The organism is Alkaliphilus metalliredigens QYMF (assembly GCF_000016985.1).
Classification (GTDB): Bacteria; Bacillota; Clostridia; order Peptostreptococcales; family Natronincolaceae; genus Alkaliphilus_A; species Alkaliphilus_A metalliredigens.
Genome location: NC_009633.1, coordinates 1,533,369 through 1,554,155, shown reverse-complemented (window position 1 = coordinate 1,554,155; position 20,787 = coordinate 1,533,369). Strand labels below are relative to the sequence as shown.

Below are 20,787 nucleotides of genomic sequence, written 5' to 3'. Positions count from 1 at the left end.
GGAGCTACTGGACCCTATGCCGTTGAATTTATCCAACTAGGAGGTGCAGACCACAGTATTATCAACAACCTTATCTTTGGGCAGGAGCAAGAAGGGCCATCCACGGGCTGAACTGTAAATCGTGGTTTTGTAACTCAATCTAATAATATGGTCAATCTTTTAGTAAGAAATAAAATTTTCTTTTCCCTACGTCAACCCGCTTATTTCAATCCTAATACTGAGGGAAATGTTATTAGCAATGTAGTTTATAATACAAGAGGATCTGTTGTTGATGGAGCCATTAGCAGAGCTTTCATCAAATAATAGTGATGCTTCCATTAGTGATCAACGATAACTTGAACCTTCAAAGACTATATTTCTAAAAAAATAATAAAATGTCGTCTAATGAAAGACGCTTTAGTCATTACTATCTCTATATCCATCAATATTTCTTATCATAGTTAATTACGTAACTTTTGTACAATGATTTGTTTTTTATTTGGATAACTTACCCATGGTATAATATCCCAAAATCAACTAAAGGTAACACCTTATGCTTATCGAAGTAGTATTCTCTCAACAAAACTCTACGAAAGGCGGTATTACCTTATGAATAAGATAACATTTCAACAGAGTGATTGCAATGAAGAATGGAGTGATAGCTTTTTCATGAATAAAAAGCAGTGGCCACTTATTAAATCATGCTACTGCTTTTATTATTTTAATTCATCTGTCTTCCAAATATTTCAAAAGCACGGTAGATTGACACCGCGGCTTCTTCTAGTGTCACAGCCTCTTGGGGATTATAACGTTCTCCTTCTGACTTCATAATTTCTAACCCATGTAGTATGGCTATATGACCAATTTTTTCTTTGTCTATCGCTTCAATATCCTCTACAGGGAGGGTATAAATCCCCTCAATTGTAGCAGCCTTTTCTAATGTTGTCATTTTAATTAACATTTCCGCTAAATTCTCTCTTGATACAGTATTATATCCATCAAAAATCTTTTGTTCATTTTCTATAAACTGATACATTGTTGCAGCCTGTAAATAGTTATAATAGTCATCCTTGCTGTCCACATCTATGAACTTTAGTTCTTCTAAATTCTGACCACCATACATCTCGTACCCCACAGCTTTTACCATCATTTTTATAATTTCGTTTTTTGTCATTTTGTCGCCTACGTCAAACTTTTCTAAATCTATTACACCATTAGCAACCATGATTTTCAGTTCCTTCTCGGCCCAATGTCCTTGGATTTTTTTTGTAATATCTTGAATTTCTCCATCTTCTTTGTCAACTTCTTGCCCGTTCCAATCTAACAACATACCCGTATGTGCATCAATATTTTGATGAATCACTGAATTGTTAGGGCTATTTACATAAACTAGTTTTATATCTTGGCCATTTGCTTCTCTATCACGTATCGTTGAATAGCTTAGTTCTGCCTTTGATTGTTGCATGTATACATCCATAAGGTCTTGTTTATCTAAAATCTTCTGTGTTTCTGGAAGTTGCACATCATTCCATCTATAGAAAACACGTTGTAGCATGCCTGTAGAGCTATCTATTGATACATTTATGGAATTATCTCTATATGGAATGTGATTTTCTACTCGTTCAAAATTAAAACTATATTCTGGATTAATTATTTTCATGTCATTATAGTAATGTATTTGTTCATGATAGGTCTGCTCATAGTCAAGGTCTTTTAGCTTTTCTGGAAAAAGTGTCTTTACTACTTCTATAGCAATATCATATGCATCTTCCCATTCCACCTCAGGGGTAAACTCCTCCCCCGATTCCATTGCCCTCTCTCGAATTCCCCAGCTATGAAGATTTAATCTCATTACTTCTCCCGTTAAGGCATCAATAGCAACATTTCCACTTAGACGATATTGATCCTTTACTCCAAACTGAATATCCCATGTTTTTCTATTTCCACCTTGCCCATAGTTCATTGAAGAGTTATAGCTGGTTCTTTCAATGTTGATTTCCTGTCCATCATAAATCTCTTCAAATATTTGGTTTGCTAAGCTTACAGCTTCCTCTCTAGTCATTTCTGAAGTGCGCTGTTCCGTTTTTGAGGTTAATTTTCCAAATTGTTTTCTTTGCTTTTCAGATATATCTACAGTTTTACTTTTGTCTTTAGTTGTAACAACAGGGTCAATCATCTGCCCTGTAGTGGCATCAATCAAGCTTCCACCGTTAAAGCTTGGAGAATAAGTTAATCTTACTTTTTCTATCTCTTCACCATAAGGTTCGCTTCTATCTCTTACAGATATGTAATTAAGTTGAAAATCAAGTTTCTCTTTAAACATACCTCTAGCTTCTTCAGCAGAAATAGTTGCATCAGCTGCTGGAAGCTCTTTTTCATTCCAGTTGTAACTATAAGAAGTTACTTCTCCCGTAGCATTATTTACACCTATTTGTATGCCATCTCCCACTACAGGAATATCATTTTCTTGTCTTGTATAGAAAATATGATACTCTCTAGGATTTAGTCCACTACTATTTACATGATCATAGTATCTCATATGAGGGCTGGTGCCTACTATAAGTTGCTCCATACTATCTGGTTTAAAGTCCTTAATAAAATTGTAAGCTATTTTTTCCGCCTCTTCTTTTGTATATTTTGCAATCTGGACCGCTTCACCTCTGTAATCACTGTGTTTTCTAATACTCATCAACTTTTCATCTATATCTCTAATTGTAACATTGGCATGAAAATAACTATCTCTACTATGTCGACTGAATGCGATCTCCCATGTATACTCTTCAGGGTTTTGCCAATTTTCTCTGTAACTAGCTTGCGTATCAAATTCCTCTTTCTCCATGTTTTCACCATAAAAACTTTCCATATATTCCTTTGCCAATTCTAACGCTTGTGATTCCGACAGATTACTGTCAGTGGTAGTGTTTTCTGCGCCTGGATGGCTAACTGCACGCTCCACAGACATAGTTATAGAAGCATTAGTTCCTTGTCCAAAAGCAACCGTCCCACCTGAAAAAAGTAATCCTCCCACCATAATAAAGCTAATCGTTTTTCTGAACTTCATTTAAATAACCATCCTTTCTACAATTTGATAATCTGCTACAGTATATTTATATCTAGATTTCATGTCAAATAGATTCTTCTCTTTACCCCATACACATGAATCCACGAAACACCTTCTAGATTATACCATTTTTAACAGTATTTTTCCAGTTTTTTTAGTCAATGTTTTAGAGTGCATCGGAACAGTTCAATTTTCAAGCTTCTATTAGCTCATATATTTCACTTTCTAAAACGTAAACATCATTAATAAAAAGAAACCCCTCCTACGATTCACGTAGGAAAGATTTTTTTGTTAATATTAATTATAAGTAAGATGCCGCCACAACCACTCTACTGGTCCATAATGATACTTTTTTAACCAAAACATACTAAAAAACACTTGAGCAGTGTAGATCAATATCGTTAATAGTATTCCCGTTGCAATACTTGCCTTATTTAAAAGTCCTAACCCATACCCATAAAAAATAAATGAACATAGGATACATTGTACTAAATAATTGGTTAGTGCCATTCGCCCCATATAGCTTAGAGGATAAAGAAATCTTTTAAAAGGCGTTTTTTGATATAGAAGGATTAGACTTGTAACATAGAACATCGACAAAAACACTGTGGATATCTCCTTGAATAATGCAATAGAACTATTATAGAACAGGGAATCTGGCTGCATCAAATTAAACTGAATGAGCACATATCCTAATGTCGTTAAAATTCCTATTGCACCACCCCATCTCCATACTTTTCTAATAAAATCTACGTTGTTTTCTACATTATTGAATATTCTTCTCTTTCCTACATAGAGTCCAATGAGAAACATCCCAAGTATCTTAGGAATCAAAAATACCAATTGTGACGCCACTACAGGAAATTCATTTTTCATTCTATAGGCTACGATTTCTACAAAGGAGCCATTACTATAGATTTCAACGGATTGTTCCATTTGGATATATATATTGTTGTATTGATCCATCATGACTTCATTACTGACTATTGTTGAAATATAATCATTTAAAAATGCGAAACCACTAAATATCAATGTGGATAATATAAGCAATGCCACAATCCAATTTCTGATGGTTTTAATGCTTCTGTTTCTAAAAAGCATTAATAAGAAGGCTATGATCCCATATACATGTAAAATATCTCCGTACCAAACAAATACAAAATGTAGTATACCAAATAGTACAAGAATAAATGATCGACGTGCAAAAAGATAATTTGCAGAGCGATTTTTAGATTCCGCCCTTTCCATAAAAATATAAAAACCTAGACCAAACAAAAATGAAAAGATTGTATAAAACTTACCTTGGGCAAAAATTTGAATCAACACAGCAGATATCCTATCAGATAATCCATCTAGATGTAATGGATTAGACATCGGTGAAACAGAAGCCATCTCAGAAAATAATGTTGTATTAAACATGGCTATATTGACGAGAAGTACTCCAAAAAGGGCAAACCCTCTTATAATATCTAGTTCTCTAATTCTTTCCCCTGAAGAAATTGGTTTAGCTACCGGTGAATCGTTTTTAGTCAATGTGACTCCCCCCTCATTTCATTTTCACAATTTTTCATTGATCTTAATCATACCATAAACACATGGAATTTTATAACATTTATCTTTCTCTCATCATAAATAGGCTCCCACTCTATCTTATTCTATATGATCTGTGTTAAGAGCTTTGATTATAGGACTTGTTCATTTAATGTAATACAAAAAATTCCATAGAACATATGATTTTTATGGAACTTTTTTATCAGATAGACGTCATAGAATCATAGTGGTAAAATAGATATATTGGGTCAGCATGCTTTAACCCGAGAGGAGAAAGATAATGAAACAACAATTTAACAATTCATTGAATAAAAGGAAATGGGTGGGGATAGCCCTGCTACTCATTTTAGTATTGGGCATCTTGATTGGGTGTAGTCCAGAAGAAACAAACACAGAAAACGTTGAACCTACCGAAATATTGGTCTATGTGTCAGATTTCGATAACGAAAAGGGTATTATCACCTTCGATCAGGTGGAATGGCTCTCTCTTGAGGATACAGAGAGAATCACTGAGTTAGGACTTAATATCGATACAGACTTCCCCAGTGGATTTTACGTTTATAATGAAGTTGAAAAAGAAGAAAGTCTAGAGCTATCAGACAATGTTGAGGCTGAGCTAGTCAATTGGGATGATTTGAGTAATGCGTTAATAACAGATCAAGAGGGACTTGCTGAACGACTTGAACAATACGATGGTTTATATCATTTAACCATCGAAAAGGATGTCATTCTTAAGGTTGTAGAGAAATATACCCCTTAATCAATCTCATGCTTTCCATAAAGGGAACATATCGTGAAGTTCTAAAAAACACCCAAACTAATGGACTTAGGAATAGGTCAAAATTGAAATGTATTTCATAAAAAAGACGACTCTTAAATTCAACAAGTGAATTTGAGTCGTCTTTTTCGTACATCTATTCATTTTTATACTTAGTGCAGATTTACCAAATCTCCTTCAATTGTTTCAATACCATCTTTAAGAAATCTAACCACAGCATTTGGATATGTCAATGCTTGAGTCACCATTGCATCCTTATCTGCAGCTTTTAGTGCTGCATGGACATATGCTGTCCCTGGTGTTACTTCAGTGATACTATCTATTTGCAGATCATATCCCCCAGTAGGTTTCTCTCCTGCTGACACCAATACATATATCCAGTCTCCATCTATTAAAGAATATATCCCTTCGCTATTAAATTTATCTTGATACCATTTCGATACAGCTTCATTTCCTTCGATTACCTGGTTTTCTACTATTTCAAAATCTATTGGTCGTTCAACACCAATAATATCACTTTCACCATCGGTTTCAATGATCATCAAGCGTAATGATTCATTCCATTCCACTTTTGCTCCTAAAGTTTCCGTAACGAATCGACCAAGAATAAATGTACGACCATCAACAATCTTTGATGGAACCTCTAGTTCCAAGGTCTCTTCTTGTGATATTCCATCAATATTTCTTATTACCTTCGCAGTATTTTCTCCTATAACCAGTTCAATATTGATGTCTTCAGTATGAACTTCAACAACCCTTCGCTCTGGATGCCATTTAACATTAGCTCCTAATTGCTCCATAACTCCCCTTAGGGGTATTAATGTTCGATTATTTTCAATGAATGGCTCTACATCTAATTCTAGTAACTGGCCGTTCACTTGAATTCCAACAGGATTTCCTTCTTTTATGATTTGGTTTTCATAGTGAACGATTGGTATAACAGTATCAGCATCAACCACACCAATATCTGCATGTAATGGCAATGTAATCGCCTGTTGCCCTTCAACAATTTTAACATTATCTTCTCCAAAAATGTCATATAGATATGTGGCATTTTCTTCATTGTATGGTGTTATCCCTATTTCGACATAATCATCATATGGACCTGTATGCGTAACCATAAAACCTTTTTTATTAATTTCTTCAGCATGATCTTCAAATAAGTATTTATCGATCTCTCTTTGTTTTTGGAGCATTTTTTCATTGATCATACTTGGTTCTCGGGTTAAGTCTGAAACAGCAGTATCAAATGAACTCATTGGTAATTTCCCCATATCCATTGGCTGTCTCCAATCAACCTCAATCATATCCTTTGGCATTACTGATGGTTGAATTCCTCCTTTTTAATTTCACACTCATCATTATTTTTTTATCCTTCTAATCATTAGACGTAGTTAATTTATTATTTGTTCCCTAATTCGAGAAATTAGTTATCAAATCAATGTATTAGTGCCATAATACATTATAAATATACAAGGAGTGAAGTTAGTGAATATTGAAGTACTTATTGAATTTTTAGATGCCTATAATTTACCATGGCTACTTTTAGCCATTATAAGTTGGTTAGCAATTTATTTTTCATGTTCTTTACAGCAATTCTTTCATGCATTGCCTGTTGCTATTTGGACTATGATCGTCGGTGGTATCTTAGAAAAGTTCTTTATTGATCATAAGTTTTGGATTGATCGCTTTATACTGATACCCGTTGGTGAATTAGACTTATTTGTTATAATTGGTCCATTTTTTTGTCTAGGATTATTATTAATCAGGTTTTTACCCAAGGACCGTAGTAAAAAATGTCTTTTAATTCTTCTGTTTTCAGCACTATCAACAATAATAGAAGCCCTCTCTATAGAGCTAGGCTTTCTAGAATATCGTCAGGGAAAGTGGAGCGCGTTACACTCTTTAGTCGCCTATACTCTAGGTTTAATGAGTGCCTTAGGCTTCTACTATGTTTATTACAGTAAACGTATTTCCAACTCAAAATACCATTAAATCCTTAAGATTAATATGCGCATCGGATTATGGCCTATGTTTTATCATCAATTACCATGGAAAAAGACTTTCCGTACACTCCTCTCAGTAAGTTATACGGCACAAGTATAGCGTTGTAGTCATATAATTTAGTAAAAACCAAATGAATTGGAGTGAATTTCATGAATGATACTGTACTATTGAACGATTTAGTTAGTTCAATTATTCGGGGCTTGATTATTCCTTTAATACCAGTTATAACAGGGTATTTAGTCTCCTTGATAAACAAGTTGACAGAAGAACTAAATAGTCAGCTTGACAGTCAAGAGCTTTTACAATATACCGAAGTCGCAGAAACGGCCATACAAACTGCAATCTCTACAGTTTATCAAACATATATAGATGATATTATGAAGAGCAGTCGCTTTCTTACTGATGATGAAGTTCAAATAGCCTTTAACATGATAAAAGAAAAATCAAAAAATATCATCAGTTCCACAATTGTTCATGAACTAGAAAAAAAGTATCAAAATTTAGATAATTGGCTGGAAAATAAAATTTCATACTATTTGAACTCAGAATCAATTAACTTTTTACACTTAACCTATAGTGGTGAAATGGAGGTAACATTATGAAGATAATCATTGATTCTGGCCATGGTGGAAAAGATCCAGGGGCAGTAGCCTTTGGTATGACAGAAAAATATTTAAATCTCATATTTGCAGAACTTCTTGCTACGCAGCTTGAGAATCTGAATATAGATGTAGATAGATCCTTAATCAACGACATCTACTATACTCCTAAGGAATTGACAGATTTAATCAAAGATTCAGGTGCATCTATCTGTATTTCATGTCATAATAATGCCTTCAATGGTACAGTTAGAGGCTTCGAAGTTATCCATAGTATACACACTAAAGACACATTGGCAAAATCCATTTTCGAAGAAGTTAAAAAAACTAATTTTATAGTTAGAAGGGTATTCAGCAGAAGAAGTACAGTAGCTCCTGGTTCAGATCAGGATTACTATTATATAATCAGACTTACACATCCCCATGTGGAAACCATTATTGTAGAATTCGGCTTCATGGATAATGCCGAAGATTTTAAAATGCTTACTGATTCGGTATGGCAACAGCGCCTTACTGCTGCTGTAGCTACAGGTATAAGTCAATACATTTCTTCAAACATAGTTACGAAGACAAGTATATTGGGAACATCTATACTGACTCCCCCACAATTGAAGTCGGCATTAAAAGCTGTTAATCATTCTATCGATCCAGGAATTGTTGATATCTATTACACCATCTCTTCAGTGTATGGAATCAAGGCAGATTTAGCGTTTATTCAGTCCATTCATGAAACTAATTGGCTGAGATTTACAGGGGTCGTTCAGCCAGAGCAGAATAATTTTTCAGGTCTCGGGGCTACTGGACCTAACAATCCAGGCCTATCATTTCCTACAGTAGCAGCTGGAGTTGAAGCACATATACAGCATTTATTCGCTTACGCTACAATACTCCCACTTCCTGCTGGACGTATACTGTATGACAAGAGATTCAATCTCGTACAAAGAGGAAGTGCACCCAGTTGGGAAGATCTAAATGGAAAATGGGCAGTTCCAGGTATAGGGTATGGAGAAAAATTTGTAGCAATGCAAAATACAATATTGAAAACCTATCCTGACAAGTTGCCGGATACGCCTCCCATTACAGAAAAACCGCCAATCCCGCAACCGCCAGTTCACTGGGCTAAATCATGCCATGATGCGTTAACAGAGGCTGGACTCCTTTCTAATGATCATACTGATACACTTGATGAGTCCGCAAGTAAGGGCGTTCTTTTTTGTTTAGTTAACAGTCTAAGAAAGGAGTTAATGAAAAATGAATAACTTATTGTATATTACTTCTACAATCGTACTCATGGGATCGGTTCTAGCCTTAGCCATTTTCGGAATTAAACTGTTGTCTGCATTAGGCCGGCATAGTCACTGTCTAAACAAGCAAGGAAAAGTAGATGAAATCATGTCCCAATTAGATGATACCATCAAGCTAAGCGTTATTATGATTAACAATTCAATGGTCGAAAGATTAAAACAATCAAATTCCTTTTATCAACAAGACAGGGAAGAAGCCTTCTATGAAGCTAAGAATAGAATTATGCATATGGTAAATGAACAAGATGTTCAGTACCTGCATCCATATATAGATAATATAGACGAATGGATAAACAATAGAATTGAGTATTACGTAAGGTTTTTGAAAAAGCACAAATAATAGCTAACATGCCAACAGGATTTCCTTGTTTTTGGAGCATTTCTTCATTGATTATACTTGGTTCTCGCGAAGACTTAGAAACCAGCTATTTTACTATGAATGAATCCCATGTACTCCAGTATACAAAAACCATGTTGCATTATGTGTTCAGACTACTAGAAATAAGACTCAACAATCGATTATTATTAAAGTGTAGCGGTAAATCTCCGCTACACTTTAATTTTATAACACAAAAACAAATCCTTCTCAATATTTAAATGATATATGGGAACTCTATAAATATAATAAATGATTATCCTTCTCTACTTAAAATAAACTTGGGAGGAATTGATCCTATGAGAGTATTTACAAAAAATGAATACGAAAGGATTTGTTACTGTTTGATGGCTTATCCTTGTAACCTTCTTATTGTCGATGCTAACAATATATTTTCAAAGGATATGGATAAAAACCTAGCCATTAGTCAGTATAATCGACTTGTAAACATATTAGTAGAATGTGGCGTAAAGGTGCAATTTTTAGACTTAGATAGTAGCCCCAGCCAAGTTTTTACTAGAGATATAGGTTTCATTATTGAAAATATTTTATTTATCAGCAAAATGACGGATCCCTTAAGACAATCAGAAATCAAGGGGCTAATTCAATTAGCTAAAAAGCATAAAATCAAAATCCACCTCATGAGCCATAATGTAGAGGGGGGAGATGTCATCGTTCATGACAACAAAATATTTATTGGACAAGGAAACCGCTCCAATGAAAGGGCAGCGGAAGAAATTGCTGCTGTTTTATCCCAAAATAATATGGAATATCAAATCATTAAGGTTCTTTTTGATACAACCAAAATCCACTTGGATTGTGTTTTTAGTATTTTAGATAAAGATACCTGCCTTATTTCTGATGATGTCTTTAAGCCTCAAAATATCAAAGACCATTTTTCAAAAACCATAGAAGTTCCCAAGGATCAAGTTGATATTCTTGCTGCAAATATTATTAACCTAGGTCAAAACAGAATTTTATGTTGTAGTGAATCATTAACTCATATCCTTCAAGACCATGGATACCATACTTCTTTTATCGAATTTAGTGAAGTGATTAAAGTGGGAGGAAGTATTGGCTGCTGTGTTTTACCTATACTACGAGAAGAAAACACCTAAGTCCGCTCTTAAAATTCAAATATTATATTTTCCACTACTCTTTCTTCTGTGCTGTTTACTTACTTCATATCAATCAAATTTCATCTTTTTTTAAGGATCTACTTTATAAACATCTTCTTTAATGGAAATAAGACTCTCATTATAGCTAAAAAGTAGATAATATGAATCATAATCGCTACAAATGCTGTAGACAAACTAAAATTAACAACCAATCTGGTTATCCAGTAAAATGGTGTCAATGCAGCCAGCATACTCACCCATCTAACATTGAGCAAGTCTGACAGGGCTAGTATGGTAAAGATACCAAATCCCTTAGAATAGGTTAGCCCTTGTACCTTATCTGCAGCCAAACTGTATAGAGAATATCCCAGGAATATTCCCTGTACACCGGTTAGCACCGAAATTAAGGATAGTACCAAACCCTCTATATGGTATATATTCAAAATGAAATAAGTGACAATTGTATATACCATGCTCCCTATAAATGGGAGCATTAATCTATTTATGAGATAACCAGTATAACCAATTGGCGTTATCTTGATTAATTCCTGTATCCTTGAGTCCCGTTCATCTATCAATAAAAAGCCTGCAACAGTTCCTAGCATTAAGGGTGTCATTAAAATGACGACGGATAGTATATATCCATAGTATTGAGTTAAGTCCAAACTAAAAGAATCATAAATGATTGGGGTCAAGAAATGTACCATTACTCTGATCACAATGGATATGAGGATTGGCAATATAAAAAACAGAATTAAAATCGGGTCTCTCACAATCATCTTCATATCAGCTTTTATCGAAACTGTATTTAACATCCCTTACTCCCCCCTTAGTACTTTCTTAATGAAATATTTCTCTACCCTTATTAAGGTTACAATGTTAATCAACACCAAATATCCTATATATGCCGCCATTTCTAGAAATCTGATTCCATTAAAGGCCCCATTTACTAGATTAAAACCAGCTACACTTGGAAGCAGTCTCAGAATCCATACATTTGGATAAGTGAAATAATATAGTGTCGGAATCATCAAACCCAGCATATAGGGTATCATTTTGATAAAATATTCATTGATAGTATTGCAGCTTGCAGCCACAACAAATCCATACAATGTAAAGAAGGCTGCTGTTAAGAATATTCCTATAAACAATAGAATCCAGTTGAAGGGAGCTTTATATGTCACATATGCGATGGCGAATCCAGCTACCTCTGCCAAAAGGGTAAGTGAGATCACCTTAGAGATTAAATACTCCCTTGGTCTAAGGGGTGTGACTACTAAGTACTGTAAAATCCCCTGAACCTTTTCTAGCATAACGATACCACCTATGAAAAAAAAGCCTATAAAAGAAGGATCAGTAAAAATGACGATGGGTACTGCATAGCTGGTAAAGCCATGGGGAAACTGGCTAATTAAAATCATATACATTAACGTCAATATCACATAAACAAAATAGAAGCCCTGCTTAAATTGAAACCTCATATCCGCCTTCAGCGCATTTAATATCCTCATATAAGCTTCCTCCCTGTTAGCTTGATGAAAATATCCTCTAATGTTGCCTCCTGACTGTGAATCGTCTTGATATCTCTCCTCTTTAATATATCAAATACCTGTTGATTTTCCTTTAACCCCTCCATGGGAAACGTTTCCGCTTTAGTCGTATTTCCTTTATGGTACTCAATTTTTACAGTATGTGCTCCATGCTGAACCATCAATTCCTTCGGACTATCGATCACTGGAATCTCCCCTTCTACGATGAAGGCCACCCGATCACAAAGTTGCTCCGCCACAGTCATATTGTGGGTTGTTAAAAAAATTGTCCTCCCTTGAGCCTTTAATTCTAAAATGATATCTTTGATAATCTTAGCGTTTAAAGGGTCCAATCCGGAGGTGGGTTCATCAAAAAAAAGCAATTCAGGATCATGTAAAATAGCGCGAATAAAGTTCAAACGCATCTTCATTCCCTTGGAAAATGCCTCCACCTTCTTATCTCTGTCTGGAAGTAAGCCCACTCGGTCTAGTAATACCTCAATATTTCGAGGTTTATTTTGGTAGTAGGCTGCCACTAACTGTAGGTTTTCTGCTGCTGTCAGCTTTAGATAAAGGTTTGGAAAATCAAAGGCGACACCAATCCTTTCAAAAAATTCCTGTCCCCACTCCCGTCTCTCTTTCCCCATTACCTCTACACTACCACTATAGCCTTGTAAAAGACCGATAATAATTCTTTGGGTGGTGGTTTTACCCGCTCCACTTGGTCCTAGGAAACCAAAAATTTCTCCCTTTTTTATATGAAAGTCTATCCCCTTAATTGCCTTGGCCCGACTCTTTTGGTATGCAAACCCTAAGTCTGATACTTTAATCAATATCCTCACCACCAAATTTTATTTTTAATGTGTGATTCTCAAACTTTGCTCCCCGTATAGAATAATTCAACAACGTTCTAGGTAATATCATATTTCGTTTATAGGTCCCAACCTTGACAATTAACTCATCACCTTTTTGACTAAGGGATACCTCTCCCTTTTGTACAAAAGGCATATAGATAGATAAATGATATCCTCGCTCCTCTTTAATAATCTCTTGAGTTTTTGTATTGTAAAAGATTTTAGAGGGATCATCGTCTTCAAATAACAGTTCCCCCATCCTTGATAGCATTTTTGTTCCTACAATCTCATTTTCCAAGAGGGGTACATAATAAATTGGTACTGGAGAAAAGCTCTCTATGATCACGGTCTTATATTTTTTATGAATTTCCTTCCAAGCTTTAAAGTAATCGTCAGTAACACGATTCGGTATCATCCGATTCACCACAATGGCATCTACGTTAAAGTCATATAAGTTCATGTAAGTAAAACTTCTTTGTGCTTCCTTCACGACCATTTTCTCAGGGTTAACAACAATTCTAATACTGGTTACCTCCCTGTTAGAGAGAACTTGCCGCATCTCATCCAATTGGTTGTATATGTTTAGTATTTCTCCCATGACACCATCGGAAGGCATTGGCATTCCTAAAATAGGCTCAAGAATGGGCTTTGTCATCTTTATTGCCTTTCTTTTCATTGGAAAAAGCTTATCCATCCACCATCTGAACATATCTGGGAAGCTGAGCATGGCTAATGTTTCTCCCGTTGGGGCACAATCAATCACAATCACATCATACTTCTTCTCTTTATAATAACTCAATATTTTCAACAAACTCAATAGGTCCTCTATGCCAGGAAATATCGTTAATTCCTCTGTTGTAATATCCTTAACTGTCTTTGATGTCATTAAACTAGTCAAATATTCCTGTACCTTTTTCCAACCCTGTTCAGTTTCATGCATTGTATCGATTTCCTGAGCCCAAAGATTTTTTTCAATCTCCACAGCCTCTGGAGATAGCTGGACATCTAAAGAATCTCCTAAACTGTGAGATGCGTCGGTACTTACCACCAAGGTTTTATATCCCCTCTTTGCACATTTCAAGGCAGTTGCAGCAGCAATACTTGTTTTCCCCACGCCACCCTTTCCAGTGTATAAAATAATTCTCATGATAACGCCTCCTTCTACTTCCATTTATGAATATTTCTAACGCCGAAGTATTTTCTCAAATTAAAGCCCATTTTCTTCTCATGGGCCTTGCTTCCTACTATTCTATCAGGATTTTTTTAATTTTCTTCTCTTCTTTTTCAGAATCCAAAGTGCTTTTTTCCCTATGATTTTCCTTGAACAGATGGATGACTTTATTGAAAATTTTGCTGAGTAGCTGGGTTTCTTCTTCGGTTAAAGATTCATTAATTTTATCAATGTAGTAAATGATCTTATCCTTTAACTTACTGACTAAAGCATTTCCCTCATCTGTTAATCTGATGACAACAATACGTCTATCTAGCTCGCTTCTTTCCCTCTTTACATACCCACCCTTTACCAATCTTTCCACCATACCAGAAGTGGTGCTCATAGGAAGGTTAATATATTCGGCAATTTGGCTCATAATTATTTCCCCATGTCGGTCCACTAATAGCATGGTCAAAAGCTCAGATTTAGAAAAGTTAATATCAAATTCCAACCATTCCTCAGGATAAAACAATTTCTTTATATTTTCAAAAAACAAATCATATAGATTGTCTGAACTCAATTTTATTACCTCCCAAGAATATTTCGTTATAAGTAATATTCTAATTACAGAATATATTTATTTTCACCTACTGTCAAGATATAATATTATATTATTTTATATAACTCATACTCCGCTGAATGTACTACAGATTTCGCGTAATTTATTTTGCACTTTGAAAATAGCCCTGAGTTGTTTAAAAAGTTACAAATTCACTATGATAAGAACACTTGTTTTTTTATTCGTCTCCTCTTAGCAACCCTCTTAGCAAAAATTCATGGCACACTAAATAAACCTGTGCATTAGGCGATGTTCTAACAGGAATATGATGAATGTACTACATCTCAGCAGACTCCTTTGGTGAAACTCCCCAAAGGGATTAACAGATATTCAAGAATCTTCAATATCGTCTCATTAGGTTCCTTGACAATGCTTCTTTCCCACGGTTTATCCGGATGCTTGAGCACCCTGACACGAATGGGTCTGATAATCCAAAGGATAGTCTTAATCGTGGGTCTTTTGACTTTCCGCTTCTCGCTGCCAAGAAGGTAGTCTTCTCTTTCTTGCAATTCCCTGCGGATGACGTATTCTGCTGTGGAGAGTACTAAAACAGCCAACAGCATCAGGTAGCCAAAGGCTTCAATCCGATGAGGCGAATCGAGGAAGAGACTATTCACAAACTCCGTGGACTTAAGGGTCATGAAGCGTTTTTCTGTTTCGTCCTGAGTTTTGTATTCCTGCAAGAGTTGCTTTGGGGTCAGGGTCAGGTCAGTGGAGCACAGAACAAACATGCAGGCTTTTCGCAGGTTCTCTTCTAGGGTTTCTGGACGGGGGTAAATGTGAAGTTAAGTTTGTACTCTATACTTACCGGTTTTTGATCAGGTTTCCTAGATGGTCTGCCTGGCTTTCTCTTTTCCTGGGTGGTGATGGTAAAGTCGATCTGGTGATAGACTATTTTCTTCAAGTCCTGCTCCAACAGTTTATCCTGCTCACGCTGGGCATCTTTTAGGCAGGCAAATGTGCCTTTGGTCAGTTTGCTGGAGAGTTTTTTCAGGAGTTGCTGTTCTTTGTCCGCCGCTTTTTCCATAGTTTTACGCTTTTGTTCCTGGAGACTGTCGGAATGATAGCATACCAGTTTTAGGGGATAACCATGGTAGTCGTCTTCCTTTTCCATAAACAGGTAGTGCCGTTGTTGTCCTTTGGCGGTAGTGTGGGTAATCTCTTCTAGGGTATCAAAAGATTCCAGGGCCTGTGTCATGAGCACTTTACACAAGGTGACGTTGTCTGCCATCCGGGTGATGAGGTGAATTTCGTGTTCTTTTGCCGCCTTGAAATTGTCTTTTGAAAACAGGGCGCTGTCCGCGATGTAGTAGAACTCGCTTCTGTCCACTTCATACAGGTCCAGTATGTCATCGACTCGTTCCAGCACATCGTTGTTATAGGTTTTATCATCTTTGTTGCCAGACAAAACCTGGGCGTCTACGGGCAAACCTTTGGCGCAGCCAATGCCAAACTTGATTTGTTTCTTGTCAGAACGCTTGTTTTTGCTGTGGCCGAAGTCGATGCTGATGCTCCCTTCTGTGCCTTCGGTGGTTTCGTACAGACCCCACATTACTTTGGAGGTGGTGTCGAAGTTCAGGGTTTTGACTTTGATGCCGTAGTGTTTCAAGGCGCCATGGCCACTTGGCTGTAGACCTGTTGTGGTCCTGCTTTGAAAAAGGCATCTAAGAACCGGCCTAACCGGTCATCGTTGAGCTGATTAATGTCGATGGGGTAATGAAAGATGCCTTCCATGTCTTTTTCTTCGTAGTAATCCTTCATACCGCTCAGGGGATGATGACAGTCAATCATGTTGACGATCATCATCCCAAGAATCCCATAGGGGATTTCTGGTACTCTTCCCCGTTGGTATATAAGCTCTTTGTTGAGGATGTTTGGAATTTCCAAGTTTTCGCATAAACCGACGATCATGCCTTCATTGCCGCAGGTGTAGGTTTCCACTAAATCTAGACGAAAGTCTGGTTCATATAGAGCACAGAGCTCACAATCACTCTGTATTGTTTAGTACAGAGTGGTTCTTTTTTGCAGGGAGCACAATGTCTTTATTTGAGAGTATCGCATGGTTTAAGTCGCCTCGTGTGTGGTATAATATAAGTATACCAAGGAGGTGGAGGGCATGAACGTAAGTGCTTATCGTACAAGAGTAATGTCGATTATTGTGTTGATTTTAGTGATGGCGTCTTTTTCATATACTGACGCTGTTGGAGTGCCGAGTGATGTTTATGTTACCATAGACAATGAACGTTACGAAGCTCAAGGATCCAAGATAATTAAGGACAATAAGGTGTTAGCAGACTTTTCTGTATGGAGAAGCAAGAATGACGGTATAGATGAAGTCACGGCTAAAAGCTTTATCATAACCGACCTTGCACACCAGAAGCATGGTGAAGATGACTTGATCTTTGCTGTTGGGTTGGCCTTTAAAAGAAACCATGTGGACTTCAATGATACTTCTTCCTACAAGAACATGCAGGTGAATATAGGTACTCCGCAGTTAATTATATATTCTTACAATCTGAGTGGAAGAAAGGATCTATATCCTTACAGCGCTTCGGGTGTTGATATACACCTAGAAGGGATCAAGGCACTAAAAGATGTATGGGCCTCTCCATTTAAGTCAGAGTTTAACGAGGCAAATGAGGACACATCTTTTGAATACATATATTCTTTCTATAAGGACCTGGTTCACCCTAGAGTAATCATGAGTAAGTATCATAGAAATCTAGGTTACGTTCTGTATGGGGACGGCGATGATTCAGATGCTGTAAATAACAACAGTAGGCATATTCATGTAACGTCCATTAGTACAGCCAGAAGACCATTCAGAAGTATAGATGACTATTCTAGAGAGCAGTTCTTTATTACGTTTAACTATCTTGAAAATGTAGCGATTAAAAATCAGATACCATACAAAGTCGATAACTCTGGTTTCTTTATGTGGGAAGAGGATAGAAACAAATTAATGTTAGCTAACAAAGGCGATACTCATTCTATCGCTGTTTTGGTTGATATAAGTGTATATGGTAGGCCAAGACCTTTAGATCATTTTTGGATGGATAATGACTAAACTTAAGGCTACAACATAAATAGACATCCTAGTTTTTACTCTAGGATGTCTATTTATGTTCAGTAGGTGTTACTTCTTTTTGTTTTTCTCTTTAAGAGCTGTATTATATTGTAGCTCAGAGCTTGATGCGTTTAGACCACCAGTAACTACGGCCATGCCCAGTCCGCTTAAGGCACTCATTGATCTTGACAGCCCTTCATCTAACGGCCTGCCATCAAAGTAAGTATCTCTCATGTGCTTGTTAATGTGTTTAAAATCTTTTTCGGCTTTGTTGAATTTTTCGTATGTTGATTTCATACTCTTAACAGTATGAATATCATCCTCAATAAACCTTGAACCTCTCTTCAATAATCCTGCATTTCGCAAGCAAAAATAAGCAAATGTAATATATAGACAAAATATAAGACTGGACTTCTAGGCACAAACAATTTATAATTATTCTTAAAATTCTGTCTAAGGAGGCAATATTATAATACCTTATAACCTACATTCCACTTAACTTAAATTAGAAAAAACGGAATTAAAGTGTAACAAATTTCCAAAAAGGATTTTTCAATTTTGCGTCGAAATACCATCATAAGAATATATTTCAGGAGGTTCTCATGATGGTTGATCCTAGTATCGTTGAAACATATAACGTTGGTAAAGAAGGTTTTATTGTAGCTCTATGTGAAGCACTTGGTGTGCCGGTATTGATTAATACTGCGCTTTCAAGCCCTACGGGTAGACCCGAGGAAATTCCATATGGTGTTCTTGCCATGATGATGGTAAACATGTGCGATGATCATCATCCTGTCTATAGACTTAAAGAATACTATGAAGACAAGGACATTGAAGGACTTTTCCATCAGCCTATTTCATTAGAACAAATCAACGATGATCGTTTTGGAGGATTTCTTGATCTTTTTCATGCAGTCGGTTGTCGGAGAATATTTTCTCAAATTGCAGCAAAAGCAATCACTCTTTACGGTATTCAAATAAAGAACATCAATTTTGATACGACTTCAAAAGTCATGTGGGAGACTATGAAACACCAGAAGGTACCCTGGGGGTGATCAAAATGGATTTTGGTCATAGTAAAGATAAACGAAACGATAAAAAACAGATTAAATATGGCGTTGGCTGTGCTGAGGGCATTGTTGTTGATGCTGAAGTTCTTTCAGGTAATAAAGATGATAAGACGTATAATCTAGATACTTTGAAAAAATTAGATAAAACCCTAGATAATTTAAATGTCAGCAAAGAAAATTTTTACTACATCGCAGACAGTGCACTTTTCACAAAAGATAATCTGACTGCAGCTTCTGAAAAGAAGATCAAGCTAATTACTCGAATGCCTGATAATATACTAGAAGCTAAAGCGGCTATTAAGCAGGCCGCTGATCAATTGTCCGACTTAAAAGTGACCACGATTCAAAATGCTAGAGAACAAACATTAACCTATAGGCTTATGGAAAAAACTTGTGAGTATCAAGGGCATCCTCTAGAATTAGCCGTTTGTTATTCGGAATCCCTCATAGGAACAAAAGAAAGAACAGTTACAAAGGCAGTAGGTAAAGAAGCTGAAGTAATAGCTAAATTAGCTAAAACCTTTGCTAAACGAGAATTTGCCTGCGAAGAAGATGCCCTTAATGAAATCGATAAAATTAAGTTAAAGGATTTAAAGAAAGTAAAGTATCATGACATCACGTTTGAAGTAACGAGCCAAGAACGTCGTAGACGTGGTAGACCATCACAAAAGGCTGATGCTAAAAACATCCAAGGCTATCGATATTATTTAGAAATAGAGCAATCTATGATACTTTCTACTCAGTTCGCATTCGTGTGATCTGCCATCCTGATAAACCATGGGAGCGTAGTTTTGTTAAGCCACTTAAAGATGCTGTGAAAAAAGTGTTGAAATATCTCCAAATTCCTGAAAATACATTTATCAGGGGTTCTACTTAATATTAAAATTTTCAGGAAATAAATCATAAATATTTATAATCTATTCAGCGGAATATAGGATATAAATTATCCATTGTCATTCAATGAAACAATTCATGGCCTCTCAATGCATCAAAGTCTACAACTGATTTTACTTAATAGATAATTGTTTTTTTCTTTCTTTTCATTTTTTTGCTATACTATAATAGAAGTAGTATCATAGCCACTTCCTTAGTGAGAACAGTTGAATTGGAGTGAATGAAAATGAAAAAGATAAATGTGGGAATTTTTATATTTGATCAGATGGAAACCTTAGACTTTGCTGGGCCTTTCGAGGTTTTTTCTGTGACGGGACAACGGAGCGGAGATGGAATCTTTCAGGTCTTTACGATTGCAGCACAATCCGGTCCTGTTTTGGCGGTTAATGGCCTTAGCATTAACCCTCATTATGTGATGGAAGACTGCCCTGAAATCGAAATTTTAATTATTCCTGGTGGTGTCGGGGCTAGAGAAGTGCTTAATCAAAAACCGCTTTTAGATTGGGTGAAAAATACTTCTGTGGAAGCTGAGCTCGTTCTATCTGTATGTACAGGGGCTTTGATCCTCGCTCAATGTGGACTTTTGAAAGGATTAAAGGCAACAACCCACCATCAATGCCTAGAGCTTCTGAAAGAACTAGAACCGACCTTAACAGTTACGGGAACCGAGAGATTTGTAGACAATGGCAAGATTTTAACTGCAGCCGGCATTTCTGCAGGGATTGACATGTCTTTATATGTGGTGGAAAGACTGTTAGGAAGAGAACAAGCTGAAGAAACTGCTCATTACATGGAGTATCCTTATTAGAGAACCCCATAAGTAAAAAG

The 20,787-nt window shown here is 36.2% G+C and carries 23 protein-coding genes; 10 read left to right on the top strand and 13 right to left on the bottom strand.

The features are described from left to right. Nucleotides 1–186: 186 nt before the first annotated feature. The 3 genes from AMET_RS26860 to AMET_RS07380 all read right to left on the bottom strand — a co-directional run bounded on the left by AMET_RS26860 (nt 187) and on the right by AMET_RS07380 (nt 4,573). Nucleotides 187–318 carry a hypothetical protein gene (locus tag AMET_RS26860; RefSeq protein ID WP_278184242.1) on the bottom strand — a complete coding sequence of 44 codons (132 nt, stop codon included), beginning with the start codon at nt 316–318 and terminating at the stop codon, nt 187–189. Between the two features lie 382 nt (nt 319–700). After that, complete coding sequence (locus AMET_RS07385; protein WP_012062726.1) at nt 701–3,040, bottom strand: YcdB/YcdC domain-containing protein; 2,340 nt, start codon at nt 3,038–3,040, stop codon at nt 701–703. Between the two features lie 297 nt (nt 3,041–3,337). Further along, a complete protein-coding gene (locus AMET_RS07380) occupies nt 3,338–4,573 on the bottom strand; it encodes a DUF418 domain-containing protein (protein WP_012062725.1) in 1,236 nt (411 codons plus the stop codon). Between the two features lie 298 nt (nt 4,574–4,871). On the opposite strand from AMET_RS07380, the gene AMET_RS07375 reads away from it, so the two are divergent. Next, nucleotides 4,872–5,351 (top strand): hypothetical protein, encoded by a 480-nt coding sequence (locus AMET_RS07375; RefSeq protein WP_012062724.1) that lies wholly within the window; start codon nt 4,872–4,874, stop codon nt 5,349–5,351. A 170-nt stretch (nt 5,352–5,521) separates the two neighbouring features. On the opposite strand, the gene AMET_RS24210 is transcribed toward AMET_RS07375, so the two are convergent. Continuing rightward, nucleotides 5,522–6,688 carry a stalk domain-containing protein gene (locus AMET_RS24210; protein WP_049765233.1) on the bottom strand — a complete coding sequence of 389 codons (1,167 nt, stop codon included), beginning with the start codon at nt 6,686–6,688 and terminating at the stop codon, nt 5,522–5,524. A 169-nt stretch (nt 6,689–6,857) separates the two neighbouring features. On the opposite strand from AMET_RS24210, the gene AMET_RS07360 reads away from it, so the two are divergent. The 5 genes from AMET_RS07360 (at nt 6,858) to AMET_RS07340 (ending at nt 10,773) form a co-directional block, all read left to right on the top strand. Next, complete coding sequence (locus AMET_RS07360) at nt 6,858–7,364, top strand: hypothetical protein (RefSeq protein ID WP_012062722.1); 507 nt, start codon at nt 6,858–6,860, stop codon at nt 7,362–7,364. Nucleotides 7,365–7,525: 161 nt separating this feature from the next. Beyond that, nucleotides 7,526–7,978: a hypothetical protein gene (locus AMET_RS07355; protein ID WP_012062721.1), complete on the top strand. Its 453-nt coding sequence runs from the start codon at nt 7,526–7,528 to the stop codon at nt 7,976–7,978. Further along, nucleotides 7,975–9,234: an N-acetylmuramoyl-L-alanine amidase gene (locus AMET_RS26190; RefSeq protein ID WP_012062720.1), complete on the top strand. Its 1,260-nt coding sequence runs from the start codon at nt 7,975–7,977 to the stop codon at nt 9,232–9,234. Before AMET_RS07355 ends, AMET_RS26190 begins: the two co-directional genes overlap by 4 nt. Then, nucleotides 9,227–9,619 (top strand): hypothetical protein, encoded by a 393-nt coding sequence (locus AMET_RS07345; protein WP_012062719.1) that lies wholly within the window; start codon nt 9,227–9,229, stop codon nt 9,617–9,619. The genes AMET_RS26190 and AMET_RS07345 overlap by 8 nt, the downstream gene beginning before the upstream one ends. A gap of 335 nt (nt 9,620–9,954) precedes the next feature. Next, complete coding sequence (locus AMET_RS07340; protein WP_012062718.1) at nt 9,955–10,773, top strand: dimethylarginine dimethylaminohydrolase family protein; 819 nt, start codon at nt 9,955–9,957, stop codon at nt 10,771–10,773. Nucleotides 10,774–10,871: 98 nt separating this feature from the next. Here the strand turns inward: AMET_RS07340 and AMET_RS07335 are convergent, their stop codons facing one another. From AMET_RS07335 to AMET_RS07300, 8 genes are all read right to left on the bottom strand, one after another. Beyond that, nucleotides 10,872–11,588 carry a hypothetical protein gene (locus AMET_RS07335; protein WP_012062717.1) on the bottom strand — a complete coding sequence of 239 codons (717 nt, stop codon included), beginning with the start codon at nt 11,586–11,588 and terminating at the stop codon, nt 10,872–10,874. Between the two features lie 3 nt (nt 11,589–11,591). Further along, a complete protein-coding gene (locus AMET_RS07330; protein WP_012062716.1) occupies nt 11,592–12,284 on the bottom strand; it encodes an ABC transporter permease in 693 nt (230 codons plus the stop codon). Then, nucleotides 12,281–13,144, bottom strand: coding sequence for an ABC transporter ATP-binding protein (locus tag AMET_RS07325; RefSeq protein WP_157047376.1), 864 nt, complete (start codon nt 13,142–13,144; stop codon nt 12,281–12,283). Before AMET_RS07325 ends, AMET_RS07330 begins: the two co-directional genes overlap by 4 nt. After that, a complete protein-coding gene (locus AMET_RS07320) occupies nt 13,128–14,303 on the bottom strand; it encodes an ArsA family ATPase (RefSeq protein ID WP_012062714.1) in 1,176 nt (391 codons plus the stop codon). Before AMET_RS07320 ends, AMET_RS07325 begins: the two co-directional genes overlap by 17 nt. 97 nt (nt 14,304–14,400) lie before the next feature. Further along, the gene (locus tag AMET_RS07315) at nt 14,401–14,889 is read right to left on the bottom strand and encodes a MarR family winged helix-turn-helix transcriptional regulator (protein WP_012062713.1); all 489 of its coding nucleotides are present in this window, start codon (nt 14,887–14,889) and stop codon (nt 14,401–14,403) included. 323 nt (nt 14,890–15,212) lie between these two features. After that, nucleotides 15,213–15,659 (bottom strand): hypothetical protein, encoded by a 447-nt coding sequence (locus AMET_RS07310; protein ID WP_041720484.1) that lies wholly within the window; start codon nt 15,657–15,659, stop codon nt 15,213–15,215. A gap of 23 nt (nt 15,660–15,682) precedes the next feature. Continuing rightward, the gene (locus AMET_RS07305) at nt 15,683–16,537 is read right to left on the bottom strand and encodes an IS1634 family transposase (RefSeq protein ID WP_041720482.1); all 855 of its coding nucleotides are present in this window, start codon (nt 16,535–16,537) and stop codon (nt 15,683–15,685) included. After that, nucleotides 16,534–16,869: a DUF4277 domain-containing protein gene (locus AMET_RS07300; RefSeq protein ID WP_157047187.1), complete on the bottom strand. Its 336-nt coding sequence runs from the start codon at nt 16,867–16,869 to the stop codon at nt 16,534–16,536. Before AMET_RS07300 ends, AMET_RS07305 begins: the two co-directional genes overlap by 4 nt. A gap of 175 nt (nt 16,870–17,044) precedes the next feature. Between AMET_RS07300 and AMET_RS07295 the strand changes: the two genes are divergently transcribed. After that, nucleotides 17,045–17,995: a hypothetical protein gene (locus AMET_RS07295; protein WP_012062712.1), complete on the top strand. Its 951-nt coding sequence runs from the start codon at nt 17,045–17,047 to the stop codon at nt 17,993–17,995. Nucleotides 17,996–18,064: 69 nt separating this feature from the next. Here the strand turns inward: AMET_RS07295 and AMET_RS07290 are convergent, their stop codons facing one another. Continuing rightward, complete coding sequence (locus AMET_RS07290; RefSeq protein WP_041720479.1) at nt 18,065–18,292, bottom strand: hypothetical protein; 228 nt, start codon at nt 18,290–18,292, stop codon at nt 18,065–18,067. Between the two features lie 305 nt (nt 18,293–18,597). Here AMET_RS07290 and AMET_RS07285 point away from each other — a divergent pair, with 305 nt between their 5' ends. From AMET_RS07285 to AMET_RS07275, 3 genes are all read left to right on the top strand, one after another. Then, nucleotides 18,598–19,050 (top strand): DUF4277 domain-containing protein, encoded by a 453-nt coding sequence (locus tag AMET_RS07285; protein WP_083760884.1) that lies wholly within the window; start codon nt 18,598–18,600, stop codon nt 19,048–19,050. Continuing rightward, nucleotides 19,011–19,823 carry an IS1634 family transposase gene (locus AMET_RS07280; protein ID WP_157047185.1) on the top strand — a complete coding sequence of 271 codons (813 nt, stop codon included), beginning with the start codon at nt 19,011–19,013 and terminating at the stop codon, nt 19,821–19,823. The genes AMET_RS07285 and AMET_RS07280 overlap by 40 nt, the downstream gene beginning before the upstream one ends. A 362-nt stretch (nt 19,824–20,185) precedes the next feature. Next, nucleotides 20,186–20,767 carry a DJ-1/PfpI family protein gene (locus AMET_RS07275; protein WP_012062710.1) on the top strand — a complete coding sequence of 194 codons (582 nt, stop codon included), beginning with the start codon at nt 20,186–20,188 and terminating at the stop codon, nt 20,765–20,767. The last annotated feature ends 20 nt before the right edge of the window (nt 20,768–20,787 follow it).

Coding starts and splice junctions, on each gene's coding strand:
- AMET_RS24210 (WP_049765233.1), bottom strand. CDS start 6,688: ATGCCAAAGGATATGATTGAGGTTGATTGGAGACAGCCAATGGATATG.
- AMET_RS07385 (WP_012062726.1), bottom strand. CDS start 3,040: ATGAAGTTCAGAAAAACGATTAGCTTTATTATGGTGGGAGGATTACTT.
- AMET_RS07295 (WP_012062712.1), top strand. CDS start 17,045: ATGAACGTAAGTGCTTATCGTACAAGAGTAATGTCGATTATTGTGTTG.
- AMET_RS07375 (WP_012062724.1), top strand. CDS start 4,872: ATGAAACAACAATTTAACAATTCATTGAATAAAAGGAAATGGGTGGGG.
- AMET_RS07285 (WP_083760884.1), top strand. CDS start 18,598: ATGATGGTTGATCCTAGTATCGTTGAAACATATAACGTTGGTAAAGAA.
- AMET_RS07340 (WP_012062718.1), top strand. CDS start 9,955: ATGAGAGTATTTACAAAAAATGAATACGAAAGGATTTGTTACTGTTTG.
- AMET_RS07345 (WP_012062719.1), top strand. CDS start 9,227: ATGAATAACTTATTGTATATTACTTCTACAATCGTACTCATGGGATCG.
- AMET_RS26860 (WP_278184242.1), bottom strand. CDS start 318: ATGGAAGCATCACTATTATTTGATGAAAGCTCTGCTAATGGCTCCATC.
- AMET_RS07290 (WP_041720479.1), bottom strand. CDS start 18,292: ATGAAATCAACATACGAAAAATTCAACAAAGCCGAAAAAGATTTTAAA.
- AMET_RS07355 (WP_012062721.1), top strand. CDS start 7,526: ATGAATGATACTGTACTATTGAACGATTTAGTTAGTTCAATTATTCGG.
- AMET_RS07310 (WP_041720484.1), bottom strand. CDS start 15,659: ATGTTTGTTCTGTGCTCCACTGACCTGACCCTGACCCCAAAGCAACTC.
- AMET_RS07330 (WP_012062716.1), bottom strand. CDS start 12,284: ATGAGGATATTAAATGCGCTGAAGGCGGATATGAGGTTTCAATTTAAG.
- AMET_RS26190 (WP_012062720.1), top strand. CDS start 7,975: ATGAAGATAATCATTGATTCTGGCCATGGTGGAAAAGATCCAGGGGCA.
- AMET_RS07320 (WP_012062714.1), bottom strand. CDS start 14,303: ATGAGAATTATTTTATACACTGGAAAGGGTGGCGTGGGGAAAACAAGT.
- AMET_RS07275 (WP_012062710.1), top strand. CDS start 20,186: ATGAAAAAGATAAATGTGGGAATTTTTATATTTGATCAGATGGAAACC.
- AMET_RS07335 (WP_012062717.1), bottom strand. CDS start 11,588: ATGTTAAATACAGTTTCGATAAAAGCTGATATGAAGATGATTGTGAGA.